This is a genomic window from Staphylococcus casei, from assembly GCF_030294405.1.
Classification (GTDB): Bacteria; Bacillota; Bacilli; order Staphylococcales; family Staphylococcaceae; genus Staphylococcus; species Staphylococcus succinus.
This window is the reverse complement of sequence record NZ_CP125718.1, coordinates 2,337,106-2,348,969: the sequence shown is the minus strand read 5'-3', so window position 1 is coordinate 2,348,969 and position 11,864 is coordinate 2,337,106. Positions and strand designations below refer to the sequence as shown.

At 34.0% G+C, this 11,864-nt stretch carries 14 protein-coding genes; 9 read left to right on the top strand and 5 right to left on the bottom strand.

Going from position 1 to position 11,864, the window contains the following annotated elements; all coding sequences use genetic code 11:
* Positions 1–77: 77 nt before the first annotated feature.
* The 3 genes from folE2 to QMO72_RS11455 are packed head-to-tail and all read right to left on the bottom strand — an operon-like array spanning position 78 to position 2,011.
* A complete protein-coding gene (gene folE2 / locus QMO72_RS11465; RefSeq protein ID WP_103266573.1) occupies positions 78–956 on the bottom strand; it encodes a GTP cyclohydrolase FolE2 in 879 nt (292 codons plus the stop codon).
* Positions 957–970: 14 nt separating this feature from the next.
* Positions 971–1,639 (bottom strand): bacillithiol biosynthesis deacetylase BshB2, encoded by a 669-nt coding sequence (gene bshB2, locus QMO72_RS11460; RefSeq protein WP_103266575.1) that lies wholly within the window; start codon positions 1,637–1,639, stop codon positions 971–973.
* Positions 1,640–1,651: 12 nt separating this feature from the next.
* Positions 1,652–2,011 carry a YojF family protein gene (locus QMO72_RS11455; protein ID WP_046837751.1) on the bottom strand — a complete coding sequence of 120 codons (360 nt, stop codon included), beginning with the start codon at positions 2,009–2,011 and terminating at the stop codon, positions 1,652–1,654.
* Between the two features lie 376 nt (positions 2,012–2,387).
* Here QMO72_RS11455 and nagB point away from each other — a divergent pair, with 376 nt between their 5' ends.
* From nagB to QMO72_RS11415, 8 genes are all read left to right on the top strand, one after another.
* Positions 2,388–3,116, top strand: coding sequence for a glucosamine-6-phosphate deaminase (nagB, locus tag QMO72_RS11450; RefSeq protein ID WP_103266576.1), 729 nt, complete (start codon positions 2,388–2,390; stop codon positions 3,114–3,116).
* Between the two features lie 119 nt (positions 3,117–3,235).
* Positions 3,236–3,868, top strand: coding sequence for a 3-hexulose-6-phosphate synthase (gene hxlA, locus QMO72_RS11445; protein ID WP_073504981.1), 633 nt, complete (start codon positions 3,236–3,238; stop codon positions 3,866–3,868).
* 1 nt (position 3,869) lies between these two features.
* The gene (gene hxlB, locus QMO72_RS11440) at positions 3,870–4,418 is read left to right on the top strand and encodes a 6-phospho-3-hexuloisomerase (protein WP_103266578.1); all 549 of its coding nucleotides are present in this window, start codon (positions 3,870–3,872) and stop codon (positions 4,416–4,418) included.
* Positions 4,419–4,660: 242 nt separating this feature from the next.
* Positions 4,661–6,034 (top strand): AMP-binding protein, encoded by a 1,374-nt coding sequence (locus QMO72_RS11435; protein WP_103266580.1) that lies wholly within the window; start codon positions 4,661–4,663, stop codon positions 6,032–6,034.
* Positions 6,031–7,173 (top strand): thiolase family protein, encoded by a 1,143-nt coding sequence (locus QMO72_RS11430; protein WP_103266582.1) that lies wholly within the window; start codon positions 6,031–6,033, stop codon positions 7,171–7,173. Before QMO72_RS11435 ends, QMO72_RS11430 begins: the two co-directional genes overlap by 4 nt.
* Positions 7,145–7,531: a hypothetical protein gene (locus QMO72_RS11425; RefSeq protein ID WP_103266584.1), complete on the top strand. Its 387-nt coding sequence runs from the start codon at positions 7,145–7,147 to the stop codon at positions 7,529–7,531. The genes QMO72_RS11430 and QMO72_RS11425 overlap by 29 nt, the downstream gene beginning before the upstream one ends.
* On the top strand, positions 7,509–7,772 hold the full coding sequence (locus QMO72_RS11420; RefSeq protein ID WP_103266586.1) for a hypothetical protein: 264 nt from the start codon (positions 7,509–7,511) through the stop codon (positions 7,770–7,772). The genes QMO72_RS11425 and QMO72_RS11420 overlap by 23 nt, the downstream gene beginning before the upstream one ends.
* Positions 7,773–7,961: 189 nt before the next feature.
* Entirely contained in the window at positions 7,962–9,374 is a 1,413-nt protein-coding gene (locus QMO72_RS11415; RefSeq protein ID WP_103266587.1) for an MFS transporter, read from the top strand.
* A gap of 401 nt (positions 9,375–9,775) precedes the next feature.
* Here the strand turns inward: QMO72_RS11415 and vraX are convergent, their stop codons facing one another.
* Positions 9,776–9,946, bottom strand: a complete 171-nt coding sequence (gene vraX, locus QMO72_RS11410) for a C1q-binding complement inhibitor VraX (RefSeq protein WP_158262872.1) — start codon at positions 9,944–9,946, stop codon at positions 9,776–9,778.
* Between the two features lie 281 nt (positions 9,947–10,227).
* On the opposite strand from vraX, the gene isaB reads away from it, so the two are divergent.
* Positions 10,228–10,737 carry an immunodominant staphylococcal antigen IsaB family protein gene (gene isaB / locus QMO72_RS11405; RefSeq protein WP_103266589.1) on the top strand — a complete coding sequence of 170 codons (510 nt, stop codon included), beginning with the start codon at positions 10,228–10,230 and terminating at the stop codon, positions 10,735–10,737.
* A gap of 128 nt (positions 10,738–10,865) precedes the next feature.
* Here the strand turns inward: isaB and thiD are convergent, their stop codons facing one another.
* Positions 10,866–11,696 (bottom strand): bifunctional hydroxymethylpyrimidine kinase/phosphomethylpyrimidine kinase, encoded by an 831-nt coding sequence (gene thiD / locus QMO72_RS11400; protein WP_103266590.1) that lies wholly within the window; start codon positions 11,694–11,696, stop codon positions 10,866–10,868.
* Positions 11,697–11,864: the final 168 nt, after the last annotated feature.

Sequence of the window (11,864 nt, the reverse complement as noted above, 5' to 3'; positions counted from 1 at the left end):
GTAAAAAAAGAGTGTTAACACGTCATCTCGTAGATGCATGTTAACACTCTGAATAATTATGAGTTGAAAATAAAAAATTATTTTCTGTATTTTAATTTGGCAAATGCATCATGTTGATGAATAGATTCTTCGTTTCGACATTCGATGTCAAAGCCGTCTATCCATTCAAAGTCAACTAAATCGGCAGCTATCAAACGGATAAGGTCTTCAACAAATCTCGGATTTTCATAGGCGCGTTCAGTAACACTTTTTTCATCTGGGCGTTTTAAAATTGGATATAAAATAGAGCTGGCATTCGCTTCCATAGCATCTAAAATTGTATCTTTATAATCGTCAGTTAACGCAACATTTTTATTAATATATGCTTTAACAGTGACGATACCGCGTTGATTATGTGCAGAATACTCACTTATTTCTTTTGAACAAGGACATAATGTTGTAACGGCAGCTTCAATAGTAATCTCTTTTCGCGTTACATCTTTTTTATCAATTGCTAAACCATACGTAACATCAGCATGACCAACTGCTTTGATTTGAGTCACTGGACTATAGCGATCATAGAACCATTTTGCAGATACATCTAGGCCTGCAGCATTTTGATTCATACTGTCTTGTAAACTACGTAATAATTGATAAAGTGTGTCGAAATTTAACTCAATACCATTATTATAATGCTTTTCAACACTTTCTAAGATACGGCTCATATTAATGCCTTTTTCATCTTGATTTAAACTGGTGGAGAAACTAAAGTTACCAGCAGTTTGAAATCGATCTAAAAGTACTGGATACACTAAGTTTTTAATTCCAACTTCTTCTATTTCGAACAAGAAGTTTTTATGTGTGCTTTGTAGATCTTTCATTTTTTCTTTTATTGTTGGTTTAGTACCATCGATAGGGTCTACGGAACCAAAATGCTTCCAACGACCCTCTCGTGTAGATAAGTCAAATTCAGTCATGCTATTGCCTCCACTTAAGATTCAAAGTTATAAGTCCAATAAGGTTCTACTTCTAAGAAGCTGTGTACTTTCTCGCCAGGGACATCCGGTGTTGCAAGTTGTTCTAAAAACGGACCTGTTTGAGATGCATGAGCTTCAAATGCGCGTAGTTTAACCTCTTTATAATCACTGATCTCATTTAGAATGTCCGGTTTACCTAATTTTTCAGGTGCGTCATTACTAAATGCTACAAGTTGTAAACGTGGTCTTTCTGATTCAGGCATACGCCCAACAGTTCTTACGACCGCTTCTGCAGTCGCTTCGTGGTCTGGGTGAACAGCGAATTGTGGGTAGAAAGAAATAATCACAGATGGGTTTAATTCATCTATAAGTGATTTTACCATTGCATCCATTTCATTATGAGGTTCAAATTCTACTGTTTTATCACGTAAACCCATTTTGCGTAAATCAGTAATACCGATCGCTTCCATTGCATTTTCTAATTCTTTTTCTCGAATGTTGGGTAACGATTCACGTGTTGCAAATGGTGGGTTACCTAAATTGCGGCCCATTTGTCCGAGTGTTAAGCATGCGTATGTGACTGGAATCCCGTTGTCAATATATCTTGCTAAAGTTCCTGCAGATGAGAACGATTCATCATCTGGATGTGGAAATATTACTAAAACTTGGCTTTCCTCTGCCATGATTCGCCCTCCTTATACTTGAAACGGTTGCGTACTAATTTCTAGAGCAGCAGCAAGTTGACCTTCATAGTTAAAACCTGCTAATAGAAATTCACCGTTATCATTAACTTCATAGTGCGTTAATCCTTGAACATAGACCCAACCATTATCTTTAAGTTTAAGTCCAACACGATAAGGGTCTTTGTTACCACCTTTAAGTTGTGCATGTTCGTAAGTAACTTGAATGTTTCTTAAAAAAGTTCCTGCATTAAATACACGTTGGTCGAAGTGTGCAGCGTATGCACCATTTGTGGTTTCGACATGTAAGTATACAGGCTGATTCGCATATGAAGAAAGTAAATCTTGTACTTTTTCCGTATTTATTTGTTCCAAAATTTTGCCTCCTTGCTTTCATAACCTAACACTACAAAATTCAATTATAGTCATTGCTCTTCGCAATTATTTTAGAATATATAAGTCTACCTTATAGTTTAAACTGACTTGTATACATTTTCTACTAGTAATGTGAATTTTATATATAACAAGCGCACTTTATTTTAAGATTATTTATCCATTCTACTAAAAACCACACCAGAAATGTATAACTCTGCTCAATTATTTATAAAAGAATTTATATTTAGCTTAAAAATGATTAAGGAAGCCTATTTCTGTCAAATATAACATAGACACGTATAATGAATATATGTAAGTAGTACGACATACTAAAATTATAGAAATGCTTTTATTACATGTTTAGGGGGGAGAAATAATGAATATAACTAATTTAGGTACAAGAGACTATGCATCTTTTTATGTAGCCTGTGAATTATATAAACAAATAACACAGCATCCCCATAGTAAATTAGGGTTAGCTACTGGCGGTACGATGATAGAAGTTTATCGTTTTTTGGTAGAGTTACTTTCTCGTAATAATATAGATGTTTCTGGAATTGAAACATTTAATTTAGATGAATATGTTGGGCTAGCTGATAACCATGAAGAAAGTTACCACTATTATATGAATGAAAATCTATTCAAACGTTATCCTCATTTTAATGCTTCGCTTATACATTTACCTAATGGCAACGCTGAACATCTGGATGAAGAAGCGCAAAGGTACGAAGCACTCATCAATCAACAAGGACCTGTTGACATTCAAATTTTAGGCATAGGTGAAAATGGACATATTGGTTTTAATGAGCCAGGCACAGATATAAATAGTCGGACGCACATCGTGGACTTAACTTATAGTACAATCAAAGCCAATAGCCGTTACTTTGAAGATGAAGCAGAAGTTCCGAAACAAGCTATTTCCATGGGCTTATCAACTATAATGCAGGCAAAGAAAATTATTTTGTTAGCTTTTGGTGAGAAAAAGAGTGTAGCAATTGAAAAGTTATTACAAACTAAATTAGATTCCCAATTTCCAGCATCTATATTGCATACACACCCTAATGTCGAAGTATATGTTGATGATGCATCAGCACAACAACTATAAATTCGTTTAATATCATGCACTTCGGGTAAACATTTTATGTAAAAGTATTTGATGTTTCATGATGTGATATGAGTTATTAAGTTATTAGTGATACATTAATTCAAGAAGGGATGATCATATTGGAATTACAACTTGCAATTGACTTATTAAATAAAGAAGAGGCTGCAGAACTTGCCAATAAGGTTAAAGATTATGTTGATATTGTAGAAATTGGCACGCCAATCGTTATTAATGAAGGATTACCTGCAGTACAATATTTAAATGATAATATTGAAGGCGTTAAAGTATTAGCAGATTTGAAAATTATGGACGCAGCAGATTATGAAGTTAGTCAGGCAATAAAATATGGTGCCGACGTTATAACAATTTTAGGTGTAGCTGAAGATGCTTCAATAAAAGGTGCGGTCGAAGAGGCACATAAAAATGGTAAGGAATTATTAGTAGACATGATTGCAGTACAAGATTTAAAACAACGTGCTAAAGAATTGGATGCATTAGGTGCAGATTATATCGCGGTTCATACTGGATATGATTTACAAGCAGAAGGAGAATCCCCACTAGAAAGTTTACGCCAAGTTAAATCCGTAATTACCAACTCTAAAGTTGCAGTAATTGGTGGTATCAAACCAGATACAATTGAAGAAGTTGTTGCAGAGGACCCTGATTTAGTTGTAGTAGGTGGCGGTATTGCCAATGCAGATGATCCTGTTGAAGCAGCAAAACAATGTAAAGCTGCGATTGAAGGAAAATAATATGAGTGAAATTACAAATTATCGTTTAATCTTAGATGAATTGGATCATACACTGTCTCACGTTAGAGATAGTGAAGCACAAGCGTTCTTAACGCAGGTGGTTAATGCAAACCAAGTATTTGTCTCAGGAAAAGGGCGTTCAGGTTTCGTTGCAAATAGTTTTGCGATGCGTCTGAACCAGTTAGGTAAGTATGCATATGTTGTTGGAGAATCTACTACACCTTCAATTACCGAAAATGATATATTTATAATTATTTCAGGGTCAGGTTCCACGGAACATTTAAAATTATTAGCAGATAAAGCGAAATCTATAGGCGCTGAGGTCGTATTATTAACGACGAATCCAGCATCAGCCATTGGTCAACTTGCTAGTTCTATTATTGAATTGCCTGCAGGTACTAAGTATGATGCTGAAGGTTCAACACAACCATTAGGTAGTTTATTTGAACAAGCGGCACAAATATTTTTAGATAGCATTGTGTTAGACTTGATGTCTGAATTCAATATTGATGAAGAAACAATGCAACAAAATCACGCAAATTTAGAATAGTTGTTTATATTTCAAAGCATTAACAATATTTATATTGTTAATGCTTTTTAAATACATAAAATGGGAATACTAACCCAATTTTACTTTTTCAATAACTTATAGGGGAACGTATGAGCGATTGTTAATCGTTTTTGTAGAAAAATGGGAATTTTATTGAAGTAGTCACCACAATCTTGGGAGGATATTTTAATTTAGTAATGTTAATATAAAAAGTATAAAAGTTTACAAAGTGGTGTGATTATATGTTAGAACTATTAAATAAAATAAGACAACATGCACGGATGCAACCCACCCAATGTGCATTAAAATTTGAACAATCTGCTGTGAGTTATCAAACATTAGAACAAAATGTTCAACAGTGCGCGCGATCGTTATATGAAATTCCGAGAGAGAGTTATGTAGCATTAATTATAGAAGATCCGTTACAAACAATTACTTATTATTTAGCTTTGTTAGAAAGGGACTGTATCCCGTGTTTATTAGATTATAGGTGGCCGCAACAACAAATAGATACGTTAATAAGCTATTATGGAATGTCTTATATTATTGATAGTAATAATCAAGTTATCAAGGTGATGAGACAAGATAGTAAATTAATTAAGCAAGATGCAACATTATTACATGTTGGATTTACATCCGGAACAACTGGTTTGCCAAAAGCCTATTACCGTAATGAGCCCTCATGGATTTATTCATTTGAACAGAATGACAAGCTCTTTGATACAGTGGTAGATTTGATAGTTGCACCAGGGCCTTTGTCACATTCGTTATCTTTATACGCATGTATCTATGCATTGTATAGTGGGAGAACATTTATAGGACAAACGCACTTTGATGCGAGTAATTTATTACATTCTATACAGCTTCTTAAGTGTGAACATATGGCTATGTTTTTAGTACCTACAATGTTAGAAGCATACACTGCGCATCGTACAGTGATATATCAGCGGCATTATATTTTTACAACGGGGGATAAGCTCCAATATAAAGTTAGAAATAGAGTAGAACAACTTCTACCGAATGCTATTTTAATAGAATTTTTTGCTACATCTGAAGCAAGTTTTATTAGCTATAATTATCATGATAAAGCGCCTCATTATTCTGTAGGTATGCCTTTTGAAAATGTGAATATCCAATTAATCAACCAGGATGAAAAGGGGATAGGTTTGCTAAATATTCAAAGTAATATGGCGTTCAGTGGTTATGTTGGTGAAGAAGATTCAGAAAAAGAATGGATAGAAACTGGAGACTTTGCTTCACTTGATAAACAAGGATATTTATTTTTACATGGTCGAAGATATGACCTTATGATTATTGGCGGAAGTAATGTTTATCCTACTGAAGTCGAACGTGTGGCGCAATCCTATGAATATTTCGAGGAGGTGTTAGTTATTGGAGTACCTCATGCAAAATTTGGTGAAATTTCAGTTTTACTTTACACAGGCGATATAAAGATCGCATACCGAGCATGTAAAACCTTTTTATCAAAGCATTTAGCGCGGTATCAAATACCATCGAAATTAATTAAAGTAGATAAAATGGAATACACACAAAGCGGTAAAATCGCACGTAAGCACATGAAACAGCGCTATTTAGAAGGAGGGTTCAACTCATGAAAGAAGCGGTTATTGTAGCAGCTAAAAGGACAGCTTTTGGTAAATATGGAGGAATGATTAAACATTTAGAACCTGAACAATTATTAAAACCTTTGTTTAATCATTTCAAAGATGTACATCCACAGGTTATGTTAGCGATAGATGATGTCATTTTGGGGAATGTGACTGGCAACGGAGGAAATATAGCGAGGAAGTCATTACTAGAAGCTGGATTAAACCAACAAATCCCTGGTGTGACGATTGATAGACAGTGCGGTTCAGGATTAGATGCTGTTATTCATGCGTGTCGGATGATTCAAGCAGGTGCAGGTACAATATTCGTAGCAGGCGGTGTTGAGAGTATCAGTCGTGCACCGTGGAAAATTAAAAGGCCACAATCTATATATGAGACACATTTACCTGAGTTCTATGAGAGAGCCTCCTTTGCGCCAGAGGGACAAGACCCATCAATGATAGAAGCGGCAGAGAAAGTAGCTCATGTATATCAAGTATCACGAGAAACACAGGACGATTATGCGTGGAAAAGTCATAGAAAAGCTATAACAGCATATGAAAATCAAACTATTTCTCGAGAGATACTGTCTTTTAATGTCAATGGTAAAGCGTTTAACAAAGATGAAAGTATAAAACCTAAATTAACTCAGCGTACTTTATCTCGTTTGAAACCGATATTACCTAATGGAACAATCACAGCGGGTAATTGCTGTATGAAGAATGATGGCGCGGTCTTACTAATGGTGATGGAAAAGGAAACCGCTCATGATTATGGATTTAAGGCAGGGTTAGATTTTATAGACAGTACTACAGTTGGTGTTGATCCAACATTATTAGGTATAGGTCCTGTACCAGCAGTTTCGAAATTATTGAAAAGACAAAACTATGCAATAGAGGATATCGATGCATTCGAGTTAAATGAAGCTTTTGCCTCTCAAGTAATAGCAAGTCAGCATGCATTAAACATACCAGAAGTGAAATTAAATGTCTTTGGTGGTGCAATTGCCACAGGACATCCCTATGGTGCAAGTGGTGCAGCGTTAGTAACAAGATTGTTTTACATGGAACAATACCATAGAACAATTGCAACGATGGGCATTGGGGGTGGAATGGGTAATGCAATCTTATTTGAACGATGGTCATGAAGTATTAGAAATTATGTTTGATGAAATAGAAGTTCAAACATATAATCGTTTGTTTAAGCTTCAACCATCAACTATAGTTCCATCTTTATTTTGTGCACGGTTGTGGCCAAAATTTCAACTGTTCCAACCGTTTTTACGTCAAAATATATTGTTGAGGGAAACAAAAATAGATCAAAGGGCAACAGTTCATATAAACGAAAAATACATTGCCCACATGTATTTTTTAGGAAAACAAAAAGTGCGTCAATTTATGAAATATACCTTTAGATTAGAAATAAATAAAAATGAAGAAAATTGTATTTCTATTACACAAATATTTTTGGAGGATATTTCAAATGATACAAATGACTCCCTATGAAGTGAAAACATATTTACAACTTATAAAAGATGAAAATCCACTACATAATCATATAGTGCCTGGACAAATGATAGTGCAAATCGTTTTTGCAGAGCTGAAAATAAACTGGAGTGCTTATAAAATAAAGTATATTGAAAGTGTTGAAGTATATGAGTTTATTCATTTTGAATATATTGAGAATGAGAAGGTAATTGTTTCAAATCTTGATAAGAGGGTAAAAATCCACATCCTTAAAAATTAAATGACAGCGTATTTTTATATAGTGTTAATTTATTAAAAAAAGTAAATGTGATTACTTTTTTCTTTTTCATTCTAATTTATTGCTTTTTGAATAAAAATAATAAAATAGAAAATTAGAAAATTGTATTCAATTTGACAAAATAAATTAACTACGTATAATAATATAACATGTTAAAGGAGTGACATGTTCATGGATTATGACAAGGATTTTGATAAAAGTAACATAAATAAGGTGGATCCTAAAGCTGCCAAAAAGACTGTGTTTGCTACAGGTATTGGTAATGCCATGGAATGGTTTGACTTTGGCCTATATTCTTATTTAGCAGTTATACTCGGACAAAACTTTTTCAGTTCGGTAGAAAATGATCAACTCAAAACAATTTTTACATTTGCGACATTTGCAATTGCGTTCCTACTTAGACCAGTAGGTGGAATTATCTTTGGTATGATTGGAGATAAATACGGTAGGAAAGTAGTATTAACCACAACAATTATTATGATGGCATTCTCAACGCTACTCATTGGTTTATTACCTACATATGATCAAATTGGTGTTTGGGCACCAATATTACTCTTGCTTGGTAGAGTATTACAAGGATTCTCAACAGGTGGAGAATATGCAGGCGCAATGGTTTATGTAGCAGAGTCTACACCAGATAAAAAACGAAATACGCTTGGTTCTGGCCTTGAAATAGGAACATTATCAGGTTATATAGCAGCATCAGTATTAAGTGGTTTATTATTCTACTTCTTAAGTGATGATCAAATGGCATCATGGGGCTGGAGAATTCCGTTTATACTTGGTTTATTCTTAGGTATTTTTGGTTTCTATTTAAGAAGAAAATTAGAAGAATCACCAGTTTATGAAAATGAAATAGCAACTAAAACCAAGAGAGACAACGTAGGTTTCTTAACAATTGTAAGATATTATTATAAAGATATACTGGTATGTTTCGTAGCAGTAGCATTCTTTAATTGTACAAACTATATGGTAACGTCTTATATGCCATCGTATTTACAAGAAATCGTAAAACTTGATAGCACAACAGTTTCTTTACTTATTACATTGGTTATGGCTGTAATGATTCCATTAGCATTAATGTTTGGTAGACTTGCTGATAAAATAGGCGAGAAAAAAGTATTTTTAATTGGTTTAATTGGTACAGCAGTATTTAGTGTAATCTCATTCTCATTATTCCAATCTTCATCATTAGTGTTGATTTGTGTAGGAATCTTTATCTTAGGCTTTTTCTTATCAACTTACGAAGCGACTATGCCGGGTTCATTACCTACAATGTTCTACACACATATTAGATATAGAACATTAGCTGTGACATTTAATGTATCCGTATCATTATTTGGTGGTACGACACCATTAATTGCTTCTTCATTAGTAGCTAAGACAGGCGATCCATTATCTCCTGCGTATTACTTGGCAGCAATTAGTGTGGTAGGTATCATAGTTATTTCATTGTTACATGTGAGTACTTCAGGTAAATCACTCAAAGGTTCTTATCCTAATGTAGAAACTGATCAAGAAGCTGAGTATTATGCAAATAATCCTGATAAAGCTATGTGGTGGGCAAAAGATAAGCGCGTATAATTAAAATAAAACATAAAATCTGTTTCCGACTCGAACTAAGTTCGAGTCTTTTTTTATTTTTAAAATGATAGAATGTTGATAAAAGTGATGATTTTTATGTTATGTAATTAGGATAAATGATTTTTGCATATAAAAAAGAGTGACGCATGAATTAGAATAGCTTCGAGGTTGCTCTCCAAGCAAAAAACAAAGGGGACAATCTTTGTCTAATTCATGTGTCACTCATAAGGGGTGAGTGTTTATAGGGATGTGTTATGCAAAGTATAGATAAGGGGACAGCCTATCCGTACTTTGATCTGTTACCTTTTTTAATTCTTATCGGGAGTTATTTGTATATCGTTTCTTCTAATTTTATATTTCAATAGGACTTCTGTTGTCTCTTCGATGGATTGAAAATGCTTTTAATAACTTAATTTCATGTTATCAACATCATCTTCAAGTAGAGAGAGTAACTTATATAATTCATTTTTGCTGAAGTTTTCATCGAATTTAACAGTTATCGCTTTGAAAGTTTTGGTGATAATTTCATATATGGGGTTACCATTTTCAAAAGCCTGTTTGTAGATAATCATGTTGTAATTCCCTCCTTTATCTCTCTACACTTATTATACTAATACATATATTGATCAATCACATGGGGCTTCCGTATCAACTTCATATCCGACTATTGTAGGATGAGGTAGTGAAATAGTGTGAAACCAGTAAATTTCATAGCGCGCATAGTAAATAATATAAAAGAGGAAGCATTTAATTGGCTATTATATAAAAAATACACGTTGCATATTTTGTAATATAGATGTAACATTGTAATTGAATAGTAATATTACTCTAAAAAGATAGGGAGTGGTGCTTTATGAACAAGATTGCTAAAGTAATGATAGCAACTAGTATGGTATTCGGAACTGCACTCGGAGTAAGCATTACAGAAGGAAGTATCCCTCAGAATGAAGCGACAGCAACTACGACGCAATCCTCCTTTAATTATTACGGCTATACAGCAGATGGCGGCGAATTTGTGTTAAGCCAATCTTTTTATAATGGATTAAATTCAGGGGATGTTGTGTTTAATGGTATTAAGGTAAACAGTCGATATGTAGCTCAGCCATCAGTTAAAATCATTAATGATCAAATTTTCCAACAAGTACATGGCGATAAAGCAAATTCAGTTGAATTTGATTTACAAAAGCATGCAGTTAGTTTAGAAGAAATGAGAGTACAATTTGGAGCGAATTTCACATATCAGCCACCAATTCATGGTGAGAAGGTAAGTGCATCAGATGGCCTATATGAATATCAAGTTGGCGAGGGAAATATTATTTTTCATATGACTAATGGTTATGTGAATAGTGTTACAGTATCTTAAAAAATGAGCTAAATGTAAAACTCCCACACTATATCAAATTACAGTGTGGGGGTTTTACTATTAAATAATAAAAATAAGTAAAAGTGTAAATTTTTCTTGTATCAACACATTAAAGTGAGATTATTTTTTTAAACTTCAGTCACTTCAATGTCGATATGTTCAATACGGTTGTATGCACCGTGGTCAACAGGTCCTACAAAATCATTCATTTTCCAACCATTTTTAATAGCAGATGCAACAAATGCTTTAGCTGCAATGACAGCTTCTTTTGGTGATTTTCCATTTGCCAAGTAAGCCGTGGTAGCAGCTGCAAAAGTACAACCAGCGCCATGATTATAACTTTGTTGGAACATGTCTGTTGATAATTGATAGAATTGTGAGCCATCAAAATAAAGATCATATGATTTATCTTGATCTAGGGCTTTTCCACCTTTAATAATAACATGTTGTGCACCTTGTTTATGTATAACTTCAGCGGCTTTTTTCATGTCTTCAATAGTGTGTAGTGTTCCCAAGTTTGAAAGCTGTCCTGCCTCAAACAGATTAGGTGTTACGACAGTTGCTTTTGGTAATAAGTGTTCAATCATCGCATCTGTATTCCCGGGATTTAATACTTCATTTTCCCCTTTACAGACCATAACAGGATCAACCACAAAGTAATCAGCACCGGATTCGATATATGCTTCACCAGCACGCTTAATGATTTCTTGCGTTCCTAACATACCTGTCTTTACAGCATCTGGTCCGATTGAAATTGCTGTTTCTAATTGTTTCTCGAATACATCAAATGGAATTGGAGTCACATCGTGAGACCAAGTTGCTTTATCCATTGTAACGATTGATGTAAGTGCTACAATGCCGTATGTATTTAGCTCTTGAAAAGTTTTTAAATCTGCTTGCATACCTGCACCAGCGCTCGTATCTGAACCAGCAATTGTTAATGTTTTTTTCAATGCCATGAATCTTCACTCCCTAAATATCTTTTAATATATCATATCACGTTTGTCGAGTATTCTAAATATGCAGTTATTGTTATATCAGCGTTAAAATGAGACCTTAAAATTATTTTTTTGATAGGATAAGTGGATGGTTTGTATGCCATAGTATTAGAACATATGAGTGCATAA